General features: G+C 35.6%; 25 protein-coding genes. 22 read left to right on the top strand and 3 right to left on the bottom strand.

Annotated features, from left to right (window positions below):
• Nucleotides 1-185 precede the first annotated feature (185 nt).
• Nucleotides 186-2,060, bottom strand: a complete 1,875-nt coding sequence (locus ACFOSX_RS08530; protein WP_386099252.1) for an ABC-F family ATP-binding cassette domain-containing protein — start codon at nucleotides 2,058-2,060, stop codon at nucleotides 186-188.
• Between the two features lie 97 nt (nucleotides 2,061-2,157).
• On the opposite strand from ACFOSX_RS08530, the gene ACFOSX_RS08535 reads away from it, so the two are divergent.
• The 3 genes from ACFOSX_RS08535 to ACFOSX_RS08545 are packed head-to-tail and all read left to right on the top strand — an operon-like array spanning nucleotide 2,158 to nucleotide 6,741.
• Nucleotides 2,158-2,964 (top strand): polysaccharide biosynthesis/export family protein, encoded by an 807-nt coding sequence (locus ACFOSX_RS08535; protein ID WP_386099255.1) that lies wholly within the window; start codon nucleotides 2,158-2,160, stop codon nucleotides 2,962-2,964.
• A gap of 4 nt (nucleotides 2,965-2,968) precedes the next feature.
• A complete protein-coding gene (locus tag ACFOSX_RS08540) occupies nucleotides 2,969-5,452 on the top strand; it encodes a polysaccharide biosynthesis tyrosine autokinase (protein WP_386099258.1) in 2,484 nt (827 codons plus the stop codon).
• The gene (locus tag ACFOSX_RS08545) at nucleotides 5,452-6,741 is read left to right on the top strand and encodes a nucleotide sugar dehydrogenase (protein WP_386100257.1); all 1,290 of its coding nucleotides are present in this window, start codon (nucleotides 5,452-5,454) and stop codon (nucleotides 6,739-6,741) included. Before ACFOSX_RS08540 ends, ACFOSX_RS08545 begins: the two co-directional genes overlap by 1 nt.
• A gap of 364 nt (nucleotides 6,742-7,105) precedes the next feature.
• Here the strand turns inward: ACFOSX_RS08545 and ACFOSX_RS08550 are convergent, their stop codons facing one another.
• The gene (locus ACFOSX_RS08550; protein WP_386099261.1) at nucleotides 7,106-7,474 is read right to left on the bottom strand and encodes an endonuclease domain-containing protein; all 369 of its coding nucleotides are present in this window, start codon (nucleotides 7,472-7,474) and stop codon (nucleotides 7,106-7,108) included.
• A 455-nt stretch (nucleotides 7,475-7,929) separates the two neighbouring features.
• Here ACFOSX_RS08550 and ACFOSX_RS08555 point away from each other — a divergent pair, with 455 nt between their 5' ends.
• A complete protein-coding gene (locus tag ACFOSX_RS08555; RefSeq protein WP_386099264.1) occupies nucleotides 7,930-8,157 on the top strand; it encodes a hypothetical protein in 228 nt (75 codons plus the stop codon).
• Between the two features lie 13 nt (nucleotides 8,158-8,170).
• Nucleotides 8,171-9,148, top strand: coding sequence for an SDR family oxidoreductase (locus tag ACFOSX_RS08560; RefSeq protein ID WP_386099267.1), 978 nt, complete (start codon nucleotides 8,171-8,173; stop codon nucleotides 9,146-9,148).
• A 363-nt stretch (nucleotides 9,149-9,511) separates the two neighbouring features.
• Here ACFOSX_RS08560 and ACFOSX_RS08565 read toward each other — a convergent pair whose 3' ends face one another.
• Nucleotides 9,512-10,258: a hypothetical protein gene (locus tag ACFOSX_RS08565; RefSeq protein ID WP_386099270.1), complete on the bottom strand. Its 747-nt coding sequence runs from the start codon at nucleotides 10,256-10,258 to the stop codon at nucleotides 9,512-9,514.
• A gap of 935 nt (nucleotides 10,259-11,193) precedes the next feature.
• Here ACFOSX_RS08565 and ACFOSX_RS08570 point away from each other — a divergent pair.
• From ACFOSX_RS08570 to ACFOSX_RS08650, 17 genes are read left to right on the top strand one after another with little or no spacing between them, the layout of a single operon-like run.
• Nucleotides 11,194-12,057, top strand: a complete 864-nt coding sequence (locus ACFOSX_RS08570; protein WP_386099273.1) for an ABC transporter permease — start codon at nucleotides 11,194-11,196, stop codon at nucleotides 12,055-12,057.
• A complete protein-coding gene (locus ACFOSX_RS08575; protein WP_386099276.1) occupies nucleotides 12,058-13,335 on the top strand; it encodes an ABC transporter ATP-binding protein in 1,278 nt (425 codons plus the stop codon).
• Nucleotides 13,332-14,405, top strand: coding sequence for a DegT/DnrJ/EryC1/StrS family aminotransferase (locus tag ACFOSX_RS08580; RefSeq protein ID WP_386100260.1), 1,074 nt, complete (start codon nucleotides 13,332-13,334; stop codon nucleotides 14,403-14,405). The genes ACFOSX_RS08575 and ACFOSX_RS08580 overlap by 4 nt, the downstream gene beginning before the upstream one ends.
• Complete coding sequence (locus ACFOSX_RS08585; RefSeq protein ID WP_386099279.1) at nucleotides 14,402-15,112, top strand: WbqC family protein; 711 nt, start codon at nucleotides 14,402-14,404, stop codon at nucleotides 15,110-15,112. Before ACFOSX_RS08580 ends, ACFOSX_RS08585 begins: the two co-directional genes overlap by 4 nt.
• The gene (locus ACFOSX_RS08590) at nucleotides 15,109-15,930 is read left to right on the top strand and encodes a sulfotransferase domain-containing protein (RefSeq protein WP_386099282.1); all 822 of its coding nucleotides are present in this window, start codon (nucleotides 15,109-15,111) and stop codon (nucleotides 15,928-15,930) included. Before ACFOSX_RS08585 ends, ACFOSX_RS08590 begins: the two co-directional genes overlap by 4 nt.
• Complete coding sequence (locus tag ACFOSX_RS08595; RefSeq protein WP_386099285.1) at nucleotides 15,914-16,807, top strand: glycosyltransferase family 2 protein; 894 nt, start codon at nucleotides 15,914-15,916, stop codon at nucleotides 16,805-16,807. Before ACFOSX_RS08590 ends, ACFOSX_RS08595 begins: the two co-directional genes overlap by 17 nt.
• Nucleotides 16,767-17,645, top strand: coding sequence for a glycosyltransferase family 2 protein (locus ACFOSX_RS08600; protein ID WP_386099288.1), 879 nt, complete (start codon nucleotides 16,767-16,769; stop codon nucleotides 17,643-17,645). The genes ACFOSX_RS08595 and ACFOSX_RS08600 overlap by 41 nt, the downstream gene beginning before the upstream one ends.
• Complete coding sequence (locus ACFOSX_RS08605) at nucleotides 17,635-18,444, top strand: glycosyltransferase family 2 protein (protein WP_386099291.1); 810 nt, start codon at nucleotides 17,635-17,637, stop codon at nucleotides 18,442-18,444. Before ACFOSX_RS08600 ends, ACFOSX_RS08605 begins: the two co-directional genes overlap by 11 nt.
• 2 nt (nucleotides 18,445-18,446) lie before the next feature.
• Nucleotides 18,447-19,319 (top strand): beta-1,6-N-acetylglucosaminyltransferase, encoded by an 873-nt coding sequence (locus ACFOSX_RS08610; RefSeq protein ID WP_386099294.1) that lies wholly within the window; start codon nucleotides 18,447-18,449, stop codon nucleotides 19,317-19,319.
• 9 nt (nucleotides 19,320-19,328) lie between these two features.
• Nucleotides 19,329-20,435 (top strand): glycosyltransferase, encoded by a 1,107-nt coding sequence (locus tag ACFOSX_RS08615; protein WP_386099297.1) that lies wholly within the window; start codon nucleotides 19,329-19,331, stop codon nucleotides 20,433-20,435.
• A gap of 12 nt (nucleotides 20,436-20,447) precedes the next feature.
• Complete coding sequence (locus ACFOSX_RS08620) at nucleotides 20,448-21,302, top strand: class I SAM-dependent methyltransferase (RefSeq protein ID WP_386099300.1); 855 nt, start codon at nucleotides 20,448-20,450, stop codon at nucleotides 21,300-21,302.
• A gap of 59 nt (nucleotides 21,303-21,361) precedes the next feature.
• Nucleotides 21,362-22,330: a glycosyltransferase family 2 protein gene (locus ACFOSX_RS08625; protein ID WP_386099303.1), complete on the top strand. Its 969-nt coding sequence runs from the start codon at nucleotides 21,362-21,364 to the stop codon at nucleotides 22,328-22,330.
• A complete protein-coding gene (locus ACFOSX_RS08630; RefSeq protein WP_386099306.1) occupies nucleotides 22,320-23,147 on the top strand; it encodes a glycosyltransferase in 828 nt (275 codons plus the stop codon). Before ACFOSX_RS08625 ends, ACFOSX_RS08630 begins: the two co-directional genes overlap by 11 nt.
• A complete protein-coding gene (locus tag ACFOSX_RS08635; protein WP_386099309.1) occupies nucleotides 23,148-24,035 on the top strand; it encodes a glycosyltransferase family 2 protein in 888 nt (295 codons plus the stop codon). It begins immediately after the preceding gene.
• The gene (locus tag ACFOSX_RS08640) at nucleotides 24,019-24,924 is read left to right on the top strand and encodes a glycosyltransferase family 2 protein (protein WP_386099312.1); all 906 of its coding nucleotides are present in this window, start codon (nucleotides 24,019-24,021) and stop codon (nucleotides 24,922-24,924) included. Before ACFOSX_RS08635 ends, ACFOSX_RS08640 begins: the two co-directional genes overlap by 17 nt.
• Nucleotides 24,921-25,658 carry a class I SAM-dependent methyltransferase gene (locus ACFOSX_RS08645; RefSeq protein ID WP_386099315.1) on the top strand — a complete coding sequence of 246 codons (738 nt, stop codon included), beginning with the start codon at nucleotides 24,921-24,923 and terminating at the stop codon, nucleotides 25,656-25,658. Before ACFOSX_RS08640 ends, ACFOSX_RS08645 begins: the two co-directional genes overlap by 4 nt.
• Complete coding sequence (locus ACFOSX_RS08650; protein WP_386099318.1) at nucleotides 25,645-26,628, top strand: glycosyltransferase; 984 nt, start codon at nucleotides 25,645-25,647, stop codon at nucleotides 26,626-26,628. Before ACFOSX_RS08645 ends, ACFOSX_RS08650 begins: the two co-directional genes overlap by 14 nt.
• The last annotated feature ends 4 nt before the right edge of the window (nucleotides 26,629-26,632 follow it).

The raw sequence follows: 26,632 nt of genomic DNA on the forward strand, positions 1-26,632 counted from the left end.
GTGGTTTTATGGTGTTTCGACGTTGAGTTTTGAATTATTGAGTGTGAGGTTAAAATTTTTGTTGTTAAGTTGTAAATATAAATGGTTCTTTGGATACCAAACAATCTCAATTTTGAAAACCTGTATATACTAACTACAACCGAATACTAGGACTCCCGGCTGCGACTGCCGACTGCGACTGAAAACTACATCCCATGCTTCTCCGCCAACTCAAACCAGCGCAGTTCCTTGGTTTCAATGTCTTCTAGTATACCTTGAAGCTTTTCCGATAGTTTGGTAATTTCATCTTGTGACAAATCTGAATTTAAAAACTGCTTTTCCAAGGCTTTTTTATCGAGTTCTAGGCTTCGGATTTTACTTTCGAGATTTTTATATTCTTTTTGTTCGTTATAGGTCAGTTTCTGTTTGTCGTTTTCTGATACACTCTTACTTTCTGAAACGATTTCGACATCGATGTCAGTCTTAGTGGACGTTTTAGGTTGACTTTCTTCATACGTGCGATAATCAGAATAATTTCCTGGGAAATCAGACACTTCGCCTTCGCCTTCAAACACAAATAAATGGTCGACGATTTTATCCATAAAGTAACGGTCGTGTGAAACAACAAGTAGGCATCCAGGGAAATCGAGAAGGAAACTCTCAAGCACATTGAGGGTAACAATGTCCAAATCATTGGTCGGCTCATCGAGAATTAGCACATTAGGATTCTGAATTAAAACCGTACACAAATACAAGCGCTTTTGCTCGCCACCACTGAGTTTTTCAACAAAATCATATTGCTTTTTACGACTGAATAAAAACCGCTCCAATAACTGTTGGGCACTAATCTGTCGGCCTTTGGCCAAGGGAATATAATCCCCAAATTCCTTGATGACCTCAATCACTTTTTGTCCCGGCTTTATAGTAATACCGCCCTGGGTGTAATAGCCAAACTTTACGGTGTCGCCAATGACGATTTTACCGCCGTCGGGTTGAAGATTATTCGTGAGTAAATTGAGAAAAGTGGATTTGCCGGTACCGTTTTTCCCAATAATCCCAACACGTTCTCCTTTTTTAAAAGTGTAATCGAAGCCTTTAAGAATGACCTTGTCTTTAAAGGCCTTGGACACATTATGAAATTCAATAATTTTACTACCAAGGCGTTCCATATTGATTTCCAATTGCACTTCGTGGTCTTGACGGCGTTTGTGTGCTTTGGACTTTATCTCGAAGAAATCATCAATCCTGCTTTTAGATTTTGTAGTTCGGGCTTTGGGCTGACGACGCATCCAATCCAGTTCCTTTTTAAAGAGTTGTTTCGCTTTATTGGTTTCTGTGGCTTCATTTTCGAGACGGGCATCACGTTTTTCGAGATAATAGGAATAATTTCCCTTGTAAGTATAAAGTCGCCCTTGGTCCAATTCTATGATTTCGGTACAGACACGCTCTAAAAAATACCGATCGTGCGTGACCATAAACAAGGTAAAGTCAGACTTGGCAAAATAGGCTTCTAGCCATTCAATCATTTCGAGGTCGAGATGGTTGGTAGGCTCATCGAGAATCAAAATATCAGGATGGCTGATCAGGGCTTGGGCCAATGCCAGTCGTTTTTTCTGACCACCAGAAAGCGTACTGACTTTGGCTTTAAGGTCTTCGAGCTTTAGCTGGAATAATATCTGTTGCATTTGGGTTTCAAACTCCCAGGCATTATGACGGTCCATAGCCTCGAATGCCTTTTGGTAGGCGTCGGTATCTTCAGGATTGGCTAAGGCGTTTTCATAATTCGAAATGACCTTCAAAACAGGAAGGTCTGCCACTCTAATGCTCTCTTCAACGCTGAGTTTAGGGTCTAAATCGGGCTCTTGGTCGAGGAAGGCAAGGCGGATGCCGTTTCGTATGATGACTTGCCCGTCATCTGGTGTGTCTTTTCCCGCTAAAATATTAAGAATGGAGGTTTTGCCACTTCCGTTTTTAGCTACAAATGCTATCTTTTGGTCCTTGTGGATACTAAAGGAAACATCGCTAAAAAGTTGACGTTCTCCGTAGGATTTTGATATGCCTTCAACATTGAGATAATTCACAGCCTGTTTTTTGCAAAGAACGTAAAACTTCCAAAAAGAAGAGCAATAGTTTTGATATTCCTACCGTTAGTTTATATTTGTTTTAAGCTAATAATTTATGAATAAATGTATTGTTTGGCTTTTGTTTTTGAGCCTTATCATTTGTAGTTCTTGTATTCCACATAAGGATGTTTTATACCTTCAGGAACGACCGTCCGAAACAAGCATAGACAGTATTCCGCAGCTCAATCCGCAGAGTAAACCATACCGGGTTCAAATTAATGATATTTTAAATATTAGGATTAAGGTCTTGGATGCCTTGAGTAATGAAGAAGTAACAACAATATTCAATCCTACTTCCGATTCAGCTTTAGACGCCTCCTCAGAGCAACGGGCCTATTACGATGGGTTTACTGTTGACTTACAAGGCGAAATTACCATCCCGCAATTGGGGGATTTTAAGGTGTTGGGGATGACCAACGAAGAGATAGAGAACCTGCTAAAGAAAGAACTTTTAGAAAAAGAATTCAATGAACTGGCGACCATTATCGTTACGGTAAGACTCGCCGGACTGCGTTATACCACGATAGGAGAGATAGGCACAGGAGACCAAACCTTATTTAAGGAACGGGCTAACATATTTGAAGCGGTTGCCAATGCTGGGGATATTACAGAATTTGGAGATCGTACCGATGTGCTCATTATTAGACAATATCCGCATGGACAGGAAATACATCATATCGATTTAACCTCACGTGAGGTGATGAACTCGCCCTATTATTACATTCAGCCCAATGATATGATTTATGTAAAGCCATTAAAGCAAAAAACGCTTGGCTTGGGCTCTAATAATTTGCAAACCTTTACGACTATTTTTAGTGCTATAACACTAATTGCTAGCACTATATTATTAGTAAGCCGATAAAACTATGGCAGGATTAGATGATGACTTAGATTTTGATGAAGCTGGCGGGGGTCGATTGACCTTCGATTTTCAGGGGTTTCTCTTTAAGGTACTCCACTATTGGAAATTGATTGTATTCTGTATTGGTGTAGGTTTGGTCATTGCTTATTTTATCAATGTCAGAAAACAAAACATATACCGTTTAAATGCTCTAGTCTCTGTAGAGTCTGACCAGAATCCCTTTTTTACGGCCAATACCAGCATTTCATTTAACTGGGGAGGCGTCTCCGGAAAGCTGGGAAAGGTTATGACTACTTTAGGAACGCGTCGCCACAATGCCTTAGTTGTGGACTCCCTAAAGCTTTACATGCAGTATTTAAAGCAGGGGAAATACCGTTTGCTGGATGTTTACGGATCTTCACCCTTTTTGGTGGAGCTTGATAAATCCAAGCCACAAGTCCATGGAAAACTTTTAGAATTTAAAGGCGTTGATGCTACGAGTTTTGAAATCATTCACAATTTTCAAAGCCCTAATATACGCTGTCAAATCTACAGTGACCGCTCTGTATTCAATGCGACCATGGAGGTAGGCGAATTTAGACAAACTTTTAACTATGGCGAAACCGTAAATCTTCCTTTTTTTAATGGGGTAGTTTTAAAAAATCGATTTGTAGAATTTAATCCAGCGGAACAATACTTTTTACGATTTTCAAATTTTGATAATATAGTAGCGAGTTATCAAAATTCAGTGGCCGTAAGTTTTTTCAGGGGGAGTTCTACGGTATTGTCTTTGGCGCAAGCTGGCCCCAATAAAGCCAAAATTGTAGATTATTTAAATACAACGGCGGCCATTTTGGCAGAAACGGAATTGCGCTCCAAAAATCTATATGCGACCAATACCATTGCCTTTATAGACAGTAGTTTAAATGCGGTGAATGTCAATCTGAAGGATGTCAATGACGAAATGAACCAATTCCGTAAGTCCAACAAGGTATTTGATGTCAGTGAGGAAATCGCAACGATTTCGGGACGGCTTAAGGAATACGAGTTGCAGAAGGAGGAAGAGCGAAGCAAATTGAGTTATTTGAATAATCTAGAAACCTACCTTCAAAATAAATCCGACTACACCAAAATAGCGGCGCCCACCTCTGTTGGCATTGACGAAGGAGGGTTGCTTGGTAGTATTTCCACAATTACCCGCTTGGCCATTGAACGGCAAAACCGTGAAAAGACCACCCGAGAGGGTTCCATTATCTTAAAGAAAATTGACAGTCAGATTGATGCAGAAAAGAATGTGGCTTTTGAGCTGATCAATTCCCGTAGACGCTCTATTAATTTGCAGTTGGGGACTATCAATGGCTACATAAATAGATTTGAGGCTGAATTGGCTGAATTGCCCGAAGAACAGCAAGAGTTTTTAAAGATACAACGGAAGTTAGATCTCAATCAGGAATCCTATAACGTCTATTTGGCGAAACGCTCGGAAGCAGCAATCGTCAAGGCGGCCAACATTTCGGACATTACCATGATTGATGAGGCCAAGGATATTGGTGGGGGTAAGATTGGACCCAATAAGTCTTTGAACTATATGATGGCACTCATGGTAGGCTTCTTTGTTCCTATGTTTATCATTTTTGTGCGGTTTTTGTTAGACAATACCATTCATGGGTCGGATGAGGTACAGCGTTTATCCAAAATCCCAATCATTGGGGTCATTGGGAAATACAATTACAAAAACAATTTAGTGGCTTTTGAAAAGCCTAAGTCGGCTGTTGCGGAATCCTTTAGGGCCATTCGTTCTAGTCTCCAGTTTATCTTTAGCAAGCAACAACAAAAAGGCTTGGGGCGCACGCTTATGGTCACCTCGTCTGTGAGTGGGGAAGGGAAGACCTTCTGTTCCATTAACATAGCCACTGTATATGCCTTATCTGGAAAGAAGACCATTATATTAGGTCTCGATCTACGGAAACCTAAGATTTTTGGGGATTTTAACATAACCAATGATACAGGGGTCGTTAACTATTTAATTGGGGACACTACATTGGAGGAATCTATAGTTCAGACCAACATCCCTAATTTGGATGTGATTCCATCAGGGCCGATACCACCCAATCCTTCAGAATTGCTAATGGGTGAGCAGATGGAGGTATTGATTGCGGAGCTACGTCAAACCTACGATATGATTGTGTTGGATACGCCACCTCTTGGTTTGGTCACCGATGCTTTGGAACTCACCAAATACGCCGATGCCACCATTTTTATGATCCGATTGGACTATACCAAAAAGGGCATGCTAGGCTTGGTGAATTCTAAATGGCAAAAGGGGGAGCTGAAGAATGTTAACTTCCTACTTAACTTTTACAAACATAAGAGCAACCACAACTACGGCTATGGTTACGGCTATGGTTACGGCTATGGCTATGGTTACGGTACCTATGGTAATGCCTACCATGAGAATGATAAAGTATCTGTGCTCAAGCGAGTAAAACGATTTTTAAAACGCTTATGATGAAGGACAACCCAGTTATTGCAGTTGTTGGTTTGGGCTATGTAGGTTTGCCCTTAGCCGTTGAGTTTGCTAAGCAATTTAAGGTATTGGGTTATGATATTAAGGTGTCTCGTGTTCAAGACCTAAATAAGGCAAAAGATCGTACGCTCGAAGTGGAATCAAGCGTATTGCAAGAGGTATTAACCTCAAAAACGGCAAAGAAAGGTTTAAACTTAACGAGCATTCCTGATGACATAAAAGAGGCGGATGTCTACATTGTCACGGTGCCAACGCCGACGGACGACTTAAACAAACCGGTGCTTACCCCTTTGGCGGATAGTAGCGTAACCGTGGGTGCTTGTCTTTCAAAAGGGAATATTGTGATTTATGAATCTACCGTATACCCTGGCGTGACGGAAGAGTTCTGCGTGCCGATTTTAGAAGCAAATTCAGGCCTCACATATAATACCGACTTTTTTGTAGGCTACTCTCCAGAGCGTATCAATCCGGGAGATAAAACCCGAACCATTACCAAAATATTGAAAGTGACTTCAGGGTCTACACCTCAAATAGCAACCTACATTGATGAACTTTACGCCAAAGTGATTACGGCAGGCACCTATTTAGCACCTTCTATAAAAGTGGCCGAAGCCGCAAAAGTCATAGAGAATTCCCAACGCGATATTAATATTGCTTTTGTCAATGAACTATCAAAGATTTTTAGATTATTGGATATAGACACTAAAGAAGTTTTAAAGGCAGCAGGGACCAAGTGGAACTTTTTAAACTTTACCCCAGGATTGGTAGGGGGGCACTGTATTGGCGTTGATCCCTATTATTTGGCGCAAAAAGCCATAGAAGTTGGTTATGATCCTGAAATTATTTTGGCAGGCCGCAAGATGAACGATAGTATGGGGAAATATGTTGCCGAAGAGACGGTGAAGCTTATGATTAACAGAGGGACGACCATCAAAGACTCTAAAGTTTTGGTCTTAGGTATTGCCTTCAAGGAAAACTGTCCCGATATCCGTAATTCTAGGGTTATTGATATCATTAAAGAATTAAAGAGTTTTAATGTTGAGGTAACGGTCTGCGATCCTTGGGCATCCGAACAGGATGTAAAAAAAGAATATGGGTTCGACTTGCTGAAAGATTGTGACGATTTAAATAGGACTTATGATGCGATTATATTAGCTGTAGCCCACAATGAATTTATCCAGCTCAATTTAGAGCCCCTTAAACATGATCATACCGTGGTTTTTGATGTTAAGTCCGTTTTGCCTTCTGCGTCAGTTGATGCGCGATTGTAACAGATTGTAAATCATTTGGTGGTTGTGGTCAAACTCCACGTCTTCTCTAATAATTGTTTGTTTTATAGTCGTTTTGTCGTTTAGTTGCTATCAAACTCCCCGTCTTCTCCTGTCGTCGAATCCACCCCTCTTCGTCTGAAGCGGGAAGCTTTTTAATTTTAACTAGTTTTAAAATATAGTCTTATTTTATTTTGAAATTTAGCATGGTTACAGTACCAAAAGTACTTTATACTAATAAATTGACCAGCAAAAGCTCTTCCCTTTAGACGAAGGACGACCGAACGTATAGCGCACATCTAGTAGATGTGTGTAGTGAAGGGGCAAGCTGGCGCAAGGCACGCAATAGCGAAACCGAAGGGTTTGATTAAGTCATATTAAATGTCTCCTGAATAGTCAACAAAACAGAAGGCAAAGCCTCAAAAACCAATCTATTTTCAAAACGTATTACACTATAGCCTTTGGCTTCCAGAAATTGTGTGCGTTTTAAATCATAAGCTTTGGCCTTTGGATTGTTATGGACTTCACCGTCCAATTCAATAATCAGCTTTTCGGAAGCACAATAAAAATCTACAATATAATTTCCGATGCTATGTTGGCGATTGAAACGTCTACCCAATAATCGCCGTCCTTTTAGTTCAGACCATAATTTTGCTTCTGCGGGGGTGAGGTTACTTCGTAATTCCTTACGAAAATTGCTTAGATGATTTTTATTGTGTAGGTTTTGGTTATTCATGACTTAAATGTATTGTATAAATAATAAATTTCAAACTCCCCGTCTTCTCCTAAGGTCTAATCCACCCCTCTTCATCTGAAGCGGGGAGCTTTTTAATTGTGACTTATTTTGATATATGGTCTTAATTGGTTTTTGAAATTAAAATAGCCTACTAAAACAAAAAAGGACTTCGTACTAAGGCATTGATAAGCAAAAGCTCTTCCATTTAGACAAAGGGAAGTGGTTCCACGATAGTGGAAGCGAAGGGTTTGAAAAGACAAAAGACGACCGAACGTTAAGCGCACATCTAGTAGATGTGCGTAGTGAAGGGGCGAGCTGGCGCAAGGCACACGATAGTGGAAGCGAAGGGTTCGAGTTAGTTTCATTCAAACTCCCCGTCTTCTCCTACGTCGAATCCACCCCTCTTCGTCTGAAGAGTGGAGCTTTTTAATTCTGACATGTTTTAATATTTGTTCTTGTTTTATTCAAATTTAGCATGGTTACAGTACCAAAAAGTACTTTATACTAATACATTGACCAGCAAAAGCTCTTCCCTTCAGACAAAGGACGACCGAACGTTAAGCGTACATCTAGTAGATGTGCGTAGTGAAGGGGCGAGCTGGCGCAAGGCACACGATAGTGGAAGCGAAGGGTTTGAAATATTAACCCTAAATTTACCAAACATCTTAAATCGTATTTCATAGGTCAGGACGAATAATGAAAGAAATTTACAAACACAAAATTGCACAATCAAGCTTTTTAATTACTGGAGGTGCAGGCTTTATTGGAAGTAACCTAGTTGAACAACTATTAGCTAGTGATGCCAAAAAAGTTAGGGTCTTAGATAATTTGTCTACAGGTTACTTGTATAATATTGAGCCCTTCCTACAAAAGCCTAATTTTGAATTCATAGAAGGCGACATCAGGGATCTGAAAACCTGTCAGGATGCTTTACAAGGTATAGATTATGTCAGTCATCAAGCCGCATTGGGATCTGTGCCTCGGTCTATTAATGATCCTATTACCTCAAACGCGGTTAACGTTTCAGGGTTCTTAAATATGCTTGTGGCCGTTAAGGAAAATACTCAGGTTAAGCGTATGGTTTATGCGGCCTCAAGTTCTACCTATGGGGATAGTAAAGTATTGCCTAAGGTAGAGGAGACTATAGGGAAACCATTATCGCCTTATGCGGTAACAAAATTGGTCAACGAAATCTATGCTGATGTGTTTGCAAAATCATACGGAACGGATACTATTGGGCTACGCTACTTTAATGTCTTTGGACCCAATCAGAGTCCGAATGGTGCTTACGCAGCGGTAATTCCTTTGTTTATGCAGGCGCTTAAAGATGGGCAATCGCCAAACATACATGGTGATGGTGAACAAACGCGCGATTTCACATTTGTAACTAATGCTGTCAACGCCAATATCAATGCGTTCTTTGCTGAAACAGATGCTGCAAATCACGTATACAACATTGCTTGTGGGGAGCGCATCTCTGTTAACCAATTATGGAAAGGACTTCAACAGGCGGCCAACATAGTTATGGAGGCGACCTATGTACCACCTAGACCAGGAGATGTTCGGGATTCTTTGGCAGATATTTCAAAAGCCAAGAATCTACTGGGTTATCACCCTGAGGTTAAGGTCAAGGAAGGTTTGCAAAAAACGTGGGATTGGTTTAGTCGGGAGTGATAGATATTGGCGGTTAGACGTTAGCTGTTAGTGGTTGGTCGTTTAATTATGGTCAAACTCCCCGTCTTCTCCTACGTCGAATCCACCCCTCTTCTTCTGAAGCGGGGAGCTTGTGATATGAGGTAGTTTTAAATCTGGTCTTATCCCTTTTATAATTTGGGAAGTTTCTGAAAACCGCAGAGCGAAAAAAGGTTGACTGGTGAAATTAGTGGATTGAGTTTGTTCTTGTCAAACTCCCCGTTTTCTCCTATGTCGAATCCACCATTCTTTGTCTGAAGCGGGGAGCTTTTGATTTGTGGTTGGATTACTAATGGGAACAAAAAAAAGAGGGCAGTGCCCTCTTTTTTATCGGATATTTCCGTTTTATAAGACTTCCATGAGTTTTAGGGTGTTGTATGCCCCATTGTTTAAGGGATACTGTACACCATTAAGTTCTTGAAAGAATGCAATTTTCAGGAAATATAGAGATACACCTGAGGCTGTTGGGACTGTTGGGGTAAGTGTTACATCCGTCTGTGTATTGTTTAGAGTTAGATTAACTTCATTAGACAGTTGTAACTCTTTTTCTCCCGTTGCAAAATCCATTTTAAGGAAAGCGCTAGAAAAGGTCACGTGTGTGGCGCCGTCTGGCGGATTGATGCGCTGTGCCGTTTTTAGATTGGGAATGGTAAAGATTCCTGTTGCTTCATCCAAATTGATATCCGCTAAAATGACGGAACTCAAGGTGGAGCGCACATTAAATTCAAAGCCTTTCAATAAAGCTTTGCCATTAGCTGTTGTGATTCCAGAAGCGACGTTTCTCTGTCCTCGTACTGATGTGGTATCTTCGTTTTTGACTTGGGTCATAACCCTGGTTAAACGGCTTGTGACTTTTGGGTCTTTAGCATCGTTCAGCAAGGGTATGATTGCCTGTCTGAGTAGTTTTCCGGATGTGGCACTGGCACCAAATTCAGAGTTGTTTTCGCGGGTCCTAACAAAGGCAGGATCGGTTTGGATACGGTTTTTAGATACGCCGCCTTTTTGGCGTACCACATAGCCGTCTTCCGTTTTGTAGAAGGTGAGGTCATCTAAGGTTCCTTCAATTTTAATAAGGCTTTTTAATTTTGCCATAATACATTGTTTTGAGACAGAACTTGTCTGTCAGTTATACATTAATTTCTGTGATGCAAGTTTTAGTGTTCACTATTTTATGCCACACAGCTTATTTGATTACAAATGTATTTGGGTGATGTATGTGCATTCTACTATTCGAAAGTTTTCGGTACTATTTGTGAAAATTTGATATTATATGGGAATTTTCATGACTAAGTGATATAATCTGATACTTTTTGATACAATTCTGTTGTTTTTGAGTTTTAAGGGTGATTAATCAAAATTTATTTTTTATGCTTTAATCAAATATTTAATGTTCCTAATTTGGCCTATTGTCGACTTAAGTATAACTCACCTATGGGGCATCTATAGATTAAAATTGATGTTTTTATGGTCGTTGATTAGAATAATCAAAAAGTCTGTAAAGTTATCAACATTTGTTTAACGTTCTGTTTTTTAGTTGTTTAATGAAATTTTCAGGATTAAAAGGATCATGACTCATTTGCCTGTGTTGTTGATAAGTTTGTTTTCTTAGAACATGATTAGGTTTTAGTTTTGAAAAAAGCAAATAAAGTGCCTATTCTTTTTTTACATACTAATGATATTGTTGTTACTCATGAGGTGAGCATTGGCACTGCACGACAAATTATTAAAGAAGTCAATACACATTATAAGTCCCCAAAGCGAAGTTATATATCTGTAAAGGCTTATTGCGACTATTTTTTATTAGATAAAGATGACGTTCTTCATTGTTTGGAGACTTATCGTAAAAAGGCTTCGTGATTAAAGCCCATCCTGATATCGAGGCTCCATTTTAAATTTTTGAGCATTTTCATAATTACACATTTTGTAATTGTTTACACTTCCGTTGATAACTTCAATGTTAAGCATGATTTAAGGTTTTATTCGTTTATGGTCATTGGCTATATTAGCGGATAACTAAATCTTTTGACTTGAATACTCCTGAGGATACTTCATGGCTCTACACCATCTCCGCTAAACGGAAGCTGATTGATTTCAACTTTAAGGAGATTTGGCTCTACAGGGATTTGCTCATGCTGTTTGTAAAACGAGATGTCATTACCGTTTATAAGCAGACGGTATTAGGGCCTCTTTGGTATTTAATTCAACCCTTGTTTACGGCCTTAACCTTTACTATCATTTTTAACAAAGTGGCCAATATAGATACGGGGTCGGTACCACCTTTTTTGTTTAATTTAGCAGGGATTTCTATATGGAATTACTTTAAAACCTGTCTCACCAACACCTCCAATACCTTTAGCGGTAATGCAGGTATTTTTTCTAAAGTGTATTTCCCCAGAATCATTAGCCCACTATCCAACGTCATTTCAAACCTTGTACGTTTTGGGATTCAACTCATTATTTTCTTTTTGTTTTTTATTTATTATAAAATAAATGGCTCCGATATCAGTTTAAATGGGACTAGCTGTTTGTTTCCTATTTTGGTAGTAATGATGGCCTTATTGGGCTTGGGCTTGGGCATGATGGTCTCCGCTCTGGTCACAAAATATAGAGACCTTAAGTTTTTAATCAGCTTTGGGACCCAATTGCTCATGTACCTCTCTGCCGTCATGTACCCCTTGGCACTAATGCGCGAAAAACTGCCACGTTTTGCCTGGTTGGTAGAATATAATCCCTTAGCCTACATCATTGAAGCAACTAGATATACCTTACTAAGCGAAGGGACGCTTTCAGCAAAAGGCCTTTTGCTCACAACGGCGGTAACACTGATAATTTTGTTTTTAGGAATATTAATATTTAATAGAACGGAAAAAACCTTTATAGACACAATTTAAATGCCAAATAACAACCCAGATATCATTTTAAAGGTTAGTGACCTCTCCAAGCAATACCGCTTGGGTCTCGTAGGTTCGGGTACGATAAGCGACGATTTAAAACGTTGGTGGTACCGTATCAGGGGAAAGGAAGATCCTTTTTTACAAGTAGGTGCTGTAAACGACCGAACGGCAATAGCCGATAATGATTATGTTTGGGCCTTGCAGGATATTAACTTCGAGGTAAAGAAAGGGGAAGTATTGGGCATTATTGGTAAAAATGGAGCAGGTAAGTCAACTCTACTTAAAATCTTGTCGCGCATCACCTTACCGACAACAGGCGAAATAAAAACCAAAGGGCGGATTGCGTCTTTACTGGAGGTTGGTACAGGTTTCCACCCAGAATTAACAGGTTTAGAGAATATCTATCTTAACGGAGCTATTCTAGGAATGACAAAGGCGGAGATACAATCCAAGGAGGAAGAAATTATAGAATTTTCAGGTTGTAAATTATATATTGATACCCCTGTAAAACGGTATAGTTCTGGTATGCGGGTACGCTTGGCCTTTGCCGTAGCAGCGTTTTTAGAGCCGGATATCTTGGTTATAGATGAGGTACTTGCCGTTGGCGATGCCGAATTTCAAAAAAAGGCGATTGGTAAAATGCAAGACATCAGTAATACTGAAGGCCGAACCGTATTATTTGTAAGCCATAACATGGCCTCAGTTAAAGCCTTGTGCACCAAGGCCTTGGTCTTGGAAAATGGACAAATGGTGTTTGAAGGGCAAACGGATGAGGCCGTTAGTTATTATCTAAAAGGAGGTGAAAAATTAGAAAACGTGAAGTCTTTTTCCGATGAATATGAAACGGAACTTTTTTCATTAGATAAGATTGCAATATATAATATCAATGCACCTGAGGATGCGCCGATATTGGAAGATAAAGAAATTCAGATAATTACATGTTTAACATTAAAGGTCAAAGATGTTGAACGTTATCACATTACCTATCATCTTATTAATGAAATGGGAGATCCACTTTTTCCTTTTTCAAGTAGACGGGGTAACTTGGATTTGAAACAAGGTACAAATATCTTGACGTGTTTCATTCCACAATCTTTTCTACAGGCCGGTCAATACTACCTTACTTTTCATTTGATAGAAGACCAAAAGAGAGCCGCATTTATGGAGAAAGATATCATTAGCTTTACCGTGGTCGATGCAAAACGAGAAATCGGTACGTATATGGGTAAAGAACCTGGCTATATTAAACCACAATTTAAATGGCAGTGTCAATGATCAATGTCACTAAAACTTTTTTACCGCCACAAGAAGAGTACAATTTCATACTTAAGTACGCATGGGATACTGGATGGATGACCAACCGCGGCGTACTTGTGAAAGAACTAGAGCATAAGATTCAAAATTACTTGCAAAGCAGACCTATAATTGCTATGACTAATGGTACTTTGCCCTTGCAAATTGCTATTAAAGCACTGGGACTGACGGGCGAAATCATAACCACCCCTTTTTCTTATGTAGCTACCACCAGTAGTATCGTTTGGGAAGGCTGTTCGCCCGTTTTTGTTGATATAGATCCCAAGTATTTAACTATTGACGAGACACAGATAGAAGCCTCTATTACAAAAAACACCTCGGCAATTTTGGCGACTCATGTGTATGGTAATCCATGTAACGTAGAGGCTATAGATAGAATTGCCAAGACGTATAATCTTAAAGTAATTTATGATGCCGCTCATTGTTTTGGTGTACAATACAAAGGGAAATCCATTTTTGACTATGGAGACGTGAGTACTTGTAGCTTTCATGCTACAAAGCTTTTTCATACTGGAGAGGGCGGGGCTTTATTTTGTGGTTCAAAACATTATGATACAATGTTTTACCACCATAATTTCGGGCATAGTGGTAAGGAAGATTTTAAAGGTGTTGGCATCAATGCCAAAATGTCTGAGCCACAAGCAGCGATGGGCTTAGCTGTATTGCCTCATTTGGAGAATATAATGGCGAAACGTAAATCCATTATTGACCATTATAATCTTGGGCTCAGTAAAAGCTTAAATATTAAACTATTAAACATAAGACCAGATACCAAATGGAATTACAGTTATTTGCCTGTCATATTCGACACGCCGATGTTAATGAGTAAAGTTAAATTGGGTTTGGAGAAGGAAGGCATTTACCCGCGGCGTTATTTTTACCCGTCGTTAAATACCTTAGATTATGTCAATGGCCAAAACTGTCTTATCTCGGAATCAATAGCAGACAAAGTATTGTGCTTGCCACTGTATCATAGTCTAAAGCTCCATGAAGTAAAACACATCATCAACGTCGTAAAACGATACCTATGACTTTAGGCATTATGCAACCCTATTTCTTTCCTTACTTTGGATATATTCAATTGATATATGCGGCGGATACCTTTATTATATACGATGATGTCAATTTTATTAAAGGAGGTTGGATAAATAGAAATAGAATTGTCATAAATGGTGTTCCTCACTTTTTTACTGTTCCGTTGGAGCAAAGTAGCTCATTTAAGAAAATCAGTGACATTGAGATAAACGAAGACAAATATGATAGATTTAAAACCAAATTTTTGAAAACCATCCGTCAGACTTATATCAAAGCGAACAATTTTGGAGACTTTTATCCAAAATTGGAAGAGTTTTTTAATAGACCTTTCGTATCGAGTATTTCAGAGCTGAGTACAGAGACTCTTACATTTGTATTTGACTATTTAGGAAAAAAGGTAAACATAATATATAACAAAGACATTCTGAAGCAGACAGCACATTTAGGTGGAGAAGAGCGTATCCTTGATATATGCCGAAAGCTTAACGCAAGCAAATATATTAACCTAAGCGGTGGTGTTGATTTATATAACAAGACGACTTTTGACAGCCATGGTATTGAACTAAAATTTCTTTCCATGGATGAGCTAAAATATAGTCAAGGATCAAATTCATTTCTGCCAAACCTCTCCATAATTGATATATTAATGCACAATGACAAACTATCCGTAATCGAGTATTTGAAAAACTACAGCTTATCGTGAAATACATCGCAATTCATAGTGTGCCGAGAAGCGGATCTACTTGGCTAGGTAACATTTTTAATAGTCACCCTGACATTGCATTCAAGTTTCAGCCATTGTTTTCATATGCCTTTAAAGGATTTTTAACGGAAGATTCATCGAGTTCCGAAATCAATCAATTCTTTAATGAAATTGCAGTGAGCCGAGATTCATTTTTAAATCAAGAAGATGGAATCAGTAGAGGGATGATACCTAAATTTGAAAAGCGCTTAGAACCTAAATTTTGCTGTTACAAGGAGGTAAGATACCATAATATTTTACCTAATATGCTCGAAAAGAGCCCTGATGTAAAATGTGTTTTACTGATTAGAAACCCTTTGGCAGTGATTTACAGTTGGTGGAAAGCACCCAAAGAGTTCAGGGAAGATGAAAAATGGGATATCTTGGAGGAGTGGAAAAATGCTCCAAAAAAAAACTTAAACAAAAGGGAAGAATTTCATGGGTACACCAAATGGAAAGAGGTGACACTATTATTCCTGATTTTACAGCGTAAATATCCGGAGCAAGTTACTGTTTTAAATTATAACGACTTACTGTCGCAACCATTTCAAGTGGTTGAAAAGACCTTTAAATTTTGTGGAATAGACATGGCGACTTCAACGAAATCATTTATTGAAAAGAGTCAAAATATACATCATGACGATGCTTATTCTGTATTTAAAAAGCGAAAAAAAGATGATGCCTGGGATGGTCAATTACAACAAGAAATTATTGACTATGTAACCAAAGATTTAAAGGATACACCATTAGAACAATATCTATATGATTCCCTTAGTTAGTATATGTGTACAAACCTACAACCACAAAGATTACATCAAACAATGTTTGGATGGCATTTTAATGCAAAAAACCGATTTTTCTTTTGAAATAATATTAGGTGAAGATGAAAGCAATGATGGGACGCGTGAGATTTGCAAGCAATATGCCAGTAAACATACAGAAAAAATACGTTTATTTTTACGTTCTCGAAAGGATGTTATATATATTAATGGACGGCCAACAGGGCGTTATAACTTTATAGAAAATTTAAAGGCTTGTAAAGGGAAATATATTGCACTTTGTGAAGGTGACGATTATTGGATAAATCCGCTTAAGTTGCAGAAACAAGTGGATTTTTTAGAAAAGAATCAAGATTTTAGGATTTGTTACCATGCGGTAAAAATTTATAATCAGGGAAAACAAGAATTTATACCAGAGTACAACACTAGAGAAGTCGAGGATATAACTACAATAAATGATTTAGCGCAAGGTAATTATATAAATACCCCCTCTGTTTTAATTAGAAATGAAATAAAAATTCCTAAATGGTTTACCAAATGTGCTTTAGGCGATTGGACGTTTTATATGCTTGTTGTTAATTCTTCAAAAATAATGAAAATGCCAGAAGAAATGGCAGTTTATAGGGTTCATACGGAAAGTATTTGGTCAGGTAAAAGTGTTGAGCAGAGAATGATTGATACAAATAAAAACATAAAAATTTTAATATTATCGCGACTGTTTAATGAGAAAGTTAATAGTATTCTTATAAAGAAACTGAATTATTATAATAGCAAACTAGATAAAAGCCAAAGAATTACAATTGGAAAATTTGATAGACATATATTTAGACTAAAATATGGACAATCCACTGATTTCTATTTGCGTTCCCACATTTAATGGTGAGCAGTATATCACTGATGCATTAAAAAGTGCTATAAACCAAACGTATAAGAAAATAGAAATAATTGTTTCTGACGATGCCTCCGTTGATTGCACTTTAGATATTGTTAAAGATTTTAAAAACAGAACAACAATTCCAATCCATCTATTTAACCATCTTCCTAATGGAATTGGTGCAAACTGGAACAACTGTATAACACATTCATCTGGGGATTATATTAAATTTTTGTTTCAGGATGATGTGCTGAAACCTAATTGTATCGAAAAAATGTTGGAGGTACTACAAAATGATGAAACTATAGGCTTAGTAGCTTGTCAAAGAACATTCCTTTATGAACAGGAGTACATGACAAAAGAATTAGCCAAGTGGATTGAGACATTTGGAAATCTTCAAAAAGATTTGAAACTAATAAACAGAGGAAATTATCAGGTTTTAGATAAATCTTTTTTTGGTTCCAAACAATTCCTTAAATCGCCTATGAATAAAATTGGGGAGCCAACAGCGGTTTTATTTAAAAAATCAATTATAGAAGAGATAGGTTATTTTAGAGAAGACCTTAAGCAAATATTAGACTATGAATTTTATTACAGAGTTTTAAGTAATGCTGAAATTGCAATTTTGCCAGAGACATTGGTTTATTTTAGATTACATCCAAAACAGACATCTGTCTATAATAGTGAGAATTATGATGAAGACGAAGATGATTTCTCTAAAATACTTTATCAAGATTACATGGGCTTTTTAGATAATTATACTAAAATTCATTTGAGAAAAAAATATTGTTGGTTTTATAAGTTTTATTATTACTTAAAAAGTTATAGCAATGGTAAATAAGATAAGTGTTGTTATCCCTTGTTATAATATGGGGCACTATATAGGAGAAACTCTAGACTCGGTACTAAATTACAGTACTAAGTATGATATTGAAGTTTTAATAATTAATGACGGATCTGATGATGGTACCACTGAGGCACTTTTAAAAAAATTGGATAATCCTATAATACGAGTAATTCATCAAGAAAATAAAGGATTAAGTAACGCCAGAAATACGGGTATTAATTTGGCTCAGTCGGAATTCATAATTCTACTAGATGCAGACAATAAAATTAGTGAAGGCTATTTTAATAAGGGCCTATCGATATTGAAAAATAATGAAAACATTGGCTTAGTCTTTGGAAATGTTCAATATTTTGGTGACGACGATCACTACCATAAACCAGGTGAGTTTAGTATTGTAAGATTACTTCGAAAAAATTACATCGATGCGTGTATCTTATTGCGTAAATCAGCTTTTAATTCTGTTGGTGGTTACGATGAAAATATGCTTATAGGGTTTGAAGATTGGGATCTGAATATTCGCATATTTTTTAAAGGATGGAAGATATACTATGTTGATGAACTGTGCTTCCATTATAGGATTAAAAAGGTTTCAATGTTGACTAAAGCAAATGAGAAAAGGCAAGAAATAATAAATTATATGTTTTCTAAACCAAAACTTCGAGATGCAATGGAGCTAAGAAAAATTATTTTGAACAGTGATAGTACAACAGCGGAATTGAAAAGTATAACACAGAGGAAAATGATGAAATTAGCTATGCGTGTTGAACGAATGTTAAAGAGTTTTAAGTCATAAATATGCAAGCCCTATTAATAACAGCATACAAAAATTTTGAGCATCTCTACGAATTGGCAAGCGTATTCGACGAGCAAATGCATGTGTATATTCATATTGATAAACGGTCTTTTATACCAAAAAAAATGCTTGCTAAGCTGAGGGAACTACCACAGATAAAATTAATATCTCAAAAATTTAAAGTCTTCTGGGGCGGTTTTAGCCACCTAAGAGCAATACTCTATCTAGTCAGAGAAGCTCAGTGTAACAAAGAAATTGTGCGTTTTCATCTCATAAGCGGCCATGACTATCCTATAAAGACTTTTAAAGAATTTGATGAATTTTTTCGTGATAATAGTGCTACGAATTATATATTAAATTACAAGCTTCCAATTGCTCAATGGCCGAATGGAGGAATGGAAAGATACGAGTATTACAATTTATATGATGTTATAGACGCGAAGAAGAAAAGGCAATACATTTTTAAAGCGATTGAGTTTCAGAAGCGTCTCGGCATAAAACGTTCAATGCGATACTTTAATAAACCTATTTATGGTGGGGACACTTGGTGGAGCTTGAATAGGGAAGCCGTGGATTATATTATCCATTTTACGAGAGAAAATCCTAAATTTTTTAGCAGACACAGACATACATTTTGTTCTGAAGAAATATACTTCCAAACAATTTTATGTAATTCTTATTTATCTGATTCTTTACAAAATAATAGCCTTAGATACATTGATTGGTCAGATAGAAATGGCAATTTTCCGGCTAATTTAGATAGTTCTGATTTTAAACATTTAATACATAGCGAACATTTCTTTGCTAGAAAGTTTGAAGTGCCAATCTCAGCAGACTTAAAAGAAACTATTAAAAATGAATTATTTTCTAATTAGATTGAAACTATGAAAATTGCAATGGTTTCTCCTGGAAGAGATAATTATTCTGAGACTTTTATTAAAGCTCAGAAAGATGGTTTACATGACGTACTTTTCTTTTATGATGGAGAAATCCCTAAACAACTTGAAGGTTATGGTAAGCTCGTAGAAGCACCAAAGGTATATTTATACAAGATAAAAAGATTATTGGGAATAAATGCTCTCACAGATGCTGAGCAAGGATTTAAAGAAGCACTCAAGATTCACAAGGCGCAGGTGATCATAACCCATTTTGGGCCTACAGCAGTAAAAGTCCTTGATGTTTGCCAATTACTTGACTTGCCGCTAATAGCTCATTTTCATGGATATGATGCTTCTATGTTTAGAATTTTAGAAGAATATAATAATGCTTATAAAGAAGTGTTTAAATATGCTCATTCAATTATTTCAGTTTCGAATGATATGACAGAGGCTTTAATAGCATTAGGTTGTCCAAAAAACAAAATTGTTTATAATCCTTGTACACCTGACCCCGACTTTTTAGAAATAAAGCCTTTCTATGAAAGTAATAATATTCTCGCTGTTGGACGTTTTACAGAAAAGAAAGGGCCACAAACAAGTGTAAAGGCATTTGCAAGTTTATGCCTTAAATATCCGAATGCGCAATTAATTATGATTGGAGATGGTCCAGAGATTATGGAATGTAGGGCTCTAGTTGAAGGGTTGGGTTTAGAGAATAGAATTCTATTTAAGGGTGCTTTACCTAAAAGGGATATTATGGATTGGATGTCTAAGTCTAGAGCTTTCATTCAGCATTCTGTAACAGCAAAAAATGGAGACAAAGAAGGTACCCCGGTGGCAATATTAGAAGCAGGTTTGGCAGGTCTACCTGTGATTTCAACACGTCATGCTGGTATTAAAGATGTTGTCAAACACAATGAAACTGGACTTTTATGCGAAGAAAATGATTTGTTGGCATATACTAAAAACCTCGACACAATTATGGCATCTTCAAGATTAGCAATGGAACTTGGACAAAATGCTAAGAATTATATATATAACAATTTTAACCGAAAAAATCAACTTCAAAAATTGGAGAAATTGCTTCTTTCTGCTTGTATGGACGCAATATAAAAACTAGTAATTATGAATACCTCTAAAGAAAATACAGATCATAATCGAGCACATTATAATAAAGTATATAAAGATGTAAGAATTGACAATATCTTAAACAAGATGAGTCGCGTGAATGATTTTTTGGATGAAGCAGCATCCACCGATACTTCATGGGTATGCATGTATAAAGAGAATTTTAGAGAATACCTCAAGGGTAAAAAAGTTTTGGAACTTGGTTGCGGTGACTGTACTAATGCAGCAGTAATGTCTGCTTTAGGCGCTAATGTTTGGGCGAATGATATTTCTGATGAGTCAGGTCAAATAATCGAAAAATTGAATAAAAATTTACCCGATAATAAAAAAATAAATTTTATTTCTGGTAATTTTCTAGAAACTGATTTGGCATCTAATTTTTTTGATGTCGTTGTCGGAAAAGCATTCGTCCACCATCTAACACATGCCCAGGAAAAAAAATTCATCGAAAAAATTGTGACTATATTAAGGCCGGAAGGACTTGTTAGGTTTGTTGAACCAGCAATAAACAGTAAAATTCTCGATACTTTGCGATGGATGGTACCTATGGATAACAGGCCTTCATCCTTACAAAAAAGGAAATTTAAAATATGGAAGGAATTGGATCCCCATCCAGAAAGGGAGAATAGCGGTAAACATTATCAACAGATAGGAGCTATCTATTTTGAATATGTAAACATTTATTCAGTTGGAATGATTGAAAGATTTTACAGATTTTTCCCATCAGCAAAATGGAGTAGAAGATTTAGAAAAAAAGCTTTAGCTTTTGAACGTTATTTACCAAAGAGTTTACGTGATGTATTTGCGCGAACTCAGACAATAGAATATGTTTTTCCAAAAAAGGTACAATAACAGTATAATTAAAAATTGCCTAATACATTTTAGATTAAAAAATAAAAGATGACACCCTCATGGTTTCGATAATCATCCCAACTTTCAATCGTGCCAAGCTAATTGGTGACACACTAGACTCTATCTTAGCTCAATCATACGAAAATTGGGAATGTTTAATCATTGATGATGGATCTGAAGATGACACAGAAAAAATCATCAGAAATTATATTAATAAAGATAGCCGATTTAAGTTTTATAAAAGACCTTCAAATCTCCCCAAGGGTGCTAATGCATGTAGAAACTTTGGATTTGAAAATAGTCGAGGTGATTACATCAATTGGTTTGATAGTGATGATCAAATGGAGCCTGATAAATTAAGAAAACAATTAGATTTATTAAAAAAATACCCAAAAAGCCCATATTGTATTTGTCAAACACAGTGGACTGATAAAAAGTCTGGTAGTTTTATTGGTCTAAGATCTAATTCAATCTCATCTGAAAAACGGTTTGAGGATTATCTTCTTTTCAATATCTTTTGGTCAATTCTAGCACCATTATGGCGAAGAAATTTTTTATTAAATAACAACATAAAGTTTGATGAAAAGTTGCATCAATCTCAAGAATATGACTTTCATCTTAAAGCTCTTAAAATAGACAGTAATTACATTTTTACAAACGAATCGTTATGTACAATGTACAAGCACGACGATAATCTTTCCAACCATATTTATACAGATGATAAAAAAGTTATATCAAACCTTAATGTGAAATCTAAAATTGTTGAAGACTATTTTACTGACTTAACACCATCTGGTAAATTGAAATATTTAGAAATCTTGATAATCATGTTCAAGAATTTACTAGTTCAGAAAAGAAACAGTATTGTATTAAGATTAAAAAAAATAATTATTAAAGCATTAAAAAAAACACCTGTTTCAACAAGTCAAAAATTGCAATTTATTTTAAGGTTAAATTTGATGATATACTCTTACTTTTTAATCGGTAAAGGGTATAATTTACTCAAACCTATCAAGTATGCTGAGTAATTTAATTAAGAGAAACAAGCACAGAACATATCAACTTTCGAAATTTATATTGCATTATTTTCAATTATATATTTCAAGGTTAAATAAACATGTCAAATTTCAACTAAAAGATTTTAAATCAATACCAATAATAATTATCAGTTTTAATCAGTTTTCGAGTCTTAAAAAACTGATTGATTTTTTAATTGCCAATGGATATAAAAACATCATCGTTATTGACAATGGTTCAAGTTATCCTCCTCTAATTGAATATTTTCAGCAGCTTGATCATAGGGTAGTTTTACATCGTTTAAATGAAAATATGGGACACCTTTGTTTTTGGAAGAATGAAGCTATATTTAAAACATATAGCAAAGGGTATTACGTAGTTACTGATCCGGATGTGGTTCCCGTTTTTGAGTGTCCTAACGATTTTTTAAATACGTTTAGAAAAATGTTGGATAAAGCATACGATAGAACAAAAGTCGGATTCTCATTGAAGATCGATGATATACCTGTTGCAAATCCCAATAGAGATAAAATTATAAAATGGGAACGGGGACTATATTCAAAAAAAATTAATGAACATGCTCAGAAAGCTCCGATCGATACTACTTTTGCGCTATACAGACCAGGCTACAAATATAGATTAAAAGATTTCACAAAAGCTTGGCGTACCAACTTTCCTTTGCAGGCCAGGCATTGTGGGTGGTATATAGATATCAATAATTTAACTGAGGAACAAATATACTATCAAAAAACAGCAAACGAATCTGCTTCTTGGCTCACGGACAAAAAAGGTGTGTTGACCAATGAAACACATAGAAATATTTACTAAATGAGAACAGACAAGTATCCTTTGGTCTCTATTTGTATACCGACATATAATGGTGCGAATTTTATTGAAGAAGCAATTAAATCGGTTTTAAATCAGAGCTATAAAAATATTGAAATTATAGTGTCTGATGATAATTCTAGTGATGCAACCCTGAGCATAATAAAACATTGTTTAAGTGAATCTAAAATAAAACTTAATATTCATCAACATAATCCTATGGGTATTGGTGCAAATTGGAACAATTGTGTGCGTAAAGCAAACGGTGAATTTATCAAGTTTTTATTTCAAGATGACGTATTGACTAATAATTGTTTAGAGGAAATGGTCAATAAAATAATATTGTCAGAAAGTATTGGATTAGTGTATTCAAGAAGAGCTATAATAGGAAAAAAAAAGAACAAAGATTATATAGATTTTGTAAGCGTTTATGGAAATTTACATAATTATTGGGGTGAACTTAATGTCGTTGAAGGTATACATTCAGGCAAACTGTATCTAAAAGATAGTCAATTCCTAAATGCACCAAAAAATAAAATCGGGGAACCCACAAGTGTGTTATTACGGAGATCTTGTTTTGATAAAATTGGTTATTTTAATGAGGATCTAAAGCAAGCTTTAGATTGCGAATTTTGGTATCGGTTAATGCCATATTACGATATAGGATTTGTAGATAAGATACTTAGTAAATTTAGATATCATAATATGCAGGCGTCTCAAGTTAATAAGCAAAATAAGATTAATGAAACAGAATACCTGTACAAAAGTTATTATAGAATGTTAATGCCTTATCTAAATGCAAAATGCCGATGGAAACTGATGAAATTGTACCACCCTATTTGGTCAACATTGGTCAAAATAAAAAATATAATATATGCCAATCGTGCCTAAGGTTTCTATTTTATTACCTGTTTATAACGGAGAAAAAACTATTGAGGAAACTGTTAAAAGTCTATTAAATCAAAGTTTCAAAGATTTTGAAATTATTGTTGGAATAGATGGCTCATCGGATAATTCTAAAAATATTGTTCAGTCATTCAAAGACTCAAGAATACGCATTATTGAACATTCAATAAATCTTGGTCTAGCTAATAACCTTAATGCTTTAGTAAGCAAAGCACACCCAGAAACCCAATATTTTGCTATGGCAGAACAGGATGATGTTTATGTATCTGAACGTCTTCAATGGCAAGTTGAATATTTAGATGATAATGTATCATTTGGTCTTGTTTCAGGCATAGCCGAACTTAAATCAGAAAATGGTTCTGTGTTTTTCCCTGGATTATTGGTAAATAATAAAAAATTTCCGCCGGGTATAGAATTATTCAAATATTTATATATAAATCAGCTAAAAGTTGTAAATACATGTATGTTATGGAGAAAAGCTATTCATATAAAATATAATCTTAAGTTTAGGGATACTTACGGCAACTTTAATGTTGATTGGAATTTTATATTACGTTTCTCTCTAATTTCTGACATACATGGATTGAATAAAATTTTAGTTAGAATGAAAAGATTGAGGTCCCTCAACTCTGTTACCACTGACAAGAAAACTCAACATAATGCTTCGAGACGGCTACTTTTAGATTTTAAAAATGAATTTGAAATTATTAATAATGACATTTATAGCGAAGCCCTAAAAACTCATAGAAAAATAGAATTAGGTCATAAATCGAAACTAGGAATTTTTATTTATGGTATTGCCTATTTTGTAAGATACACTGATCCATATTTTATTAAATATATTTATCATAGATTAAGAAAATATTTTAAATGAATAAGATAAATTATAAACATAGATCAACCATTCACAACCCAAAAGATGCATTGACAATATTACCCTTTATTCTTGATGTAACTAAGTCTAAAACTATTATAGATGTAGGGTGTGGTAATGGTAGCTGGTTAAATGCGGCGAAAAAGTTGGGTGCCAATGAGGTATTTGGAGTAGATGGAATTGAAGTTGCTGAAGAAGAACTACTAATTTCAAAATCAGAATTTCTTAAATATGATTTATCGACTTCATTAAACTTGAATAAAAAATATGATTTAGCAATAAGCCTTGAAGTAGCTGAACACCTTCCAGAATCAAGCGCTGTAACTTTTATTCAAACACTATGTAATCATAGTGACGTGATTTTGTTTTCGGCAGCCATACCAAATCAGGGTGGAGATCATCATTTTAATGAACAATGGCCAGAGTATTGGGAGAAATTGTTTAAAAAGAATAATTATTTAGCGTATGATTTTATAAGACCAAAAATATGGAACAACAAGGAAATATTTTGGTGGTATAAACAGAATACATTGCTTTATATTAAAAAAGGTCACAGCATAATTGATTCTTTGGATAATTCTCAAAAAAGACCCTTAAGCATGGTTCATCCAGAATTGTATTCTAGAAAAATGGATAAGCCAGAACATTTAACGTCCAATATTGAATTAATAAGATTAATAAAAAAAACTCTGAAAATTTTGACTAAAAGATATTTGGGATATGGGAAATCATAAATTGATCGATAGCCCAATGGTTAGTGTTTCAATTTTAACTTACCAACACAAAAAATTTATAGAAAAATGCTTAAACAGTGTTTTGTCTCAAAAAACAAATTTTACGTTTGAAATAGTTATTGGAGAGGATGAAAGTATTGATGGAACTAGAGAGTTATGTCTAAAGTACGCAAAGAAACATCCTGATAAAATTAGATTAATTTTACGCAATAGAAAGCAAGTTATTTATATTGATGGTAAACCTACAGGACGTTATAATTTTATTGAAAATTTAAGGGCATGCAGAGGGAAATATATAGCGTTGTGTGAGGGTGACGATTTCTGGATAGATAAGTATAAATTGCAGAAGCAAGTTGATTTTTTAGAAAATAATGAGGATTATGTGATGACATGTCACAATTCCATTGTTGTCAATGAAAAAAATGAAATTTTAAGTGATTCTAGATTATCTAAAGATCGAATGATTGATTTTTCTTCAGAAGAATTAAAAGAAGGACGACAGATTATTACTAATACGATGTGCTTTAGAAATATTCTAAGTGATTTTCCTCAAATCTTTAGTAGAGTGCCAGGTGGAGACACATTCCTGGTTGCTCTCTTGGGAGAATTTGGAAAATCAAAATTTCAAAATGAAATAGAAAATAGTGCATATAGAATCCATGGAGGAGGATTATGGAATTCGAAAAGTAATATTGATAAATTAAATGCTCTTTCAAAATCTTATTTACTAATGTCTAAATATTTTAAGAGTCGAAAAGAACAAGTTCCATCCAAAAAACTATTTGGTAAATATTTCAATGTGGAAAGAAGTATTATTGATCATAATATTCAGTTTAAAATTAAATTGAAACTTTTTTTTAGAGTTTTAATAGTTTCTAAAGAATGCTTTATTCATTCAGAATACAGGAAAATATTGACTATCAATCGTTTTTTGCTAGTTAGGATTGTTAAATCATTATCAGCAAATTAAGCAA

The organism is Winogradskyella maritima (genome assembly GCF_042650215.1).
In the GTDB taxonomy this organism is placed as follows: domain Bacteria; phylum Bacteroidota; class Bacteroidia; order Flavobacteriales; family Flavobacteriaceae; genus Winogradskyella; species Winogradskyella maritima.

What these genes read in the sequence shown, in the direction of transcription:
- ACFOSX_RS08535 (WP_386099255.1), top strand. Translation starts at nt 2,158, where the DNA reads ATGAATAAATGTATTGTTTGGCTTTTGTTTTTGAGCCTTATCATTTGT.
- ACFOSX_RS08540 (WP_386099258.1), top strand. Translation starts at nt 2,969, where the DNA reads ATGGCAGGATTAGATGATGACTTAGATTTTGATGAAGCTGGCGGGGGT.
- ACFOSX_RS08545 (WP_386100257.1), top strand. Translation starts at nt 5,452, where the DNA reads ATGAAGGACAACCCAGTTATTGCAGTTGTTGGTTTGGGCTATGTAGGT.
- ACFOSX_RS08550 (WP_386099261.1), bottom strand. Translation starts at nt 7,474, where the DNA reads ATGAATAACCAAAACCTACACAATAAAAATCATCTAAGCAATTTTCGT.
- ACFOSX_RS08560 (WP_386099267.1), top strand. Translation starts at nt 8,171, where the DNA reads ATGAAAGAAATTTACAAACACAAAATTGCACAATCAAGCTTTTTAATT.
- ACFOSX_RS08565 (WP_386099270.1), bottom strand. Translation starts at nt 10,258, where the DNA reads ATGGCAAAATTAAAAAGCCTTATTAAAATTGAAGGAACCTTAGATGAC.
- ACFOSX_RS08575 (WP_386099276.1), top strand. Translation starts at nt 12,058, where the DNA reads ATGCCAAATAACAACCCAGATATCATTTTAAAGGTTAGTGACCTCTCC.
- ACFOSX_RS08580 (WP_386100260.1), top strand. Translation starts at nt 13,332, where the DNA reads ATGATCAATGTCACTAAAACTTTTTTACCGCCACAAGAAGAGTACAAT.
- ACFOSX_RS08585 (WP_386099279.1), top strand. Translation starts at nt 14,402, where the DNA reads ATGACTTTAGGCATTATGCAACCCTATTTCTTTCCTTACTTTGGATAT.
- ACFOSX_RS08595 (WP_386099285.1), top strand. Translation starts at nt 15,914, where the DNA reads ATGATTCCCTTAGTTAGTATATGTGTACAAACCTACAACCACAAAGAT.
- ACFOSX_RS08600 (WP_386099288.1), top strand. Translation starts at nt 16,767, where the DNA reads ATGGACAATCCACTGATTTCTATTTGCGTTCCCACATTTAATGGTGAG.
- ACFOSX_RS08605 (WP_386099291.1), top strand. Translation starts at nt 17,635, where the DNA reads ATGGTAAATAAGATAAGTGTTGTTATCCCTTGTTATAATATGGGGCAC.
- ACFOSX_RS08610 (WP_386099294.1), top strand. Translation starts at nt 18,447, where the DNA reads ATGCAAGCCCTATTAATAACAGCATACAAAAATTTTGAGCATCTCTAC.
- ACFOSX_RS08615 (WP_386099297.1), top strand. Translation starts at nt 19,329, where the DNA reads ATGAAAATTGCAATGGTTTCTCCTGGAAGAGATAATTATTCTGAGACT.
- ACFOSX_RS08620 (WP_386099300.1), top strand. Translation starts at nt 20,448, where the DNA reads ATGAATACCTCTAAAGAAAATACAGATCATAATCGAGCACATTATAAT.
- ACFOSX_RS08625 (WP_386099303.1), top strand. Translation starts at nt 21,362, where the DNA reads ATGGTTTCGATAATCATCCCAACTTTCAATCGTGCCAAGCTAATTGGT.
- ACFOSX_RS08630 (WP_386099306.1), top strand. Translation starts at nt 22,320, where the DNA reads ATGCTGAGTAATTTAATTAAGAGAAACAAGCACAGAACATATCAACTT.
- ACFOSX_RS08635 (WP_386099309.1), top strand. Translation starts at nt 23,148, where the DNA reads ATGAGAACAGACAAGTATCCTTTGGTCTCTATTTGTATACCGACATAT.
- ACFOSX_RS08640 (WP_386099312.1), top strand. Translation starts at nt 24,019, where the DNA reads ATGCCAATCGTGCCTAAGGTTTCTATTTTATTACCTGTTTATAACGGA.
- ACFOSX_RS08645 (WP_386099315.1), top strand. Translation starts at nt 24,921, where the DNA reads ATGAATAAGATAAATTATAAACATAGATCAACCATTCACAACCCAAAA.
- ACFOSX_RS08650 (WP_386099318.1), top strand. Translation starts at nt 25,645, where the DNA reads ATGGGAAATCATAAATTGATCGATAGCCCAATGGTTAGTGTTTCAATT.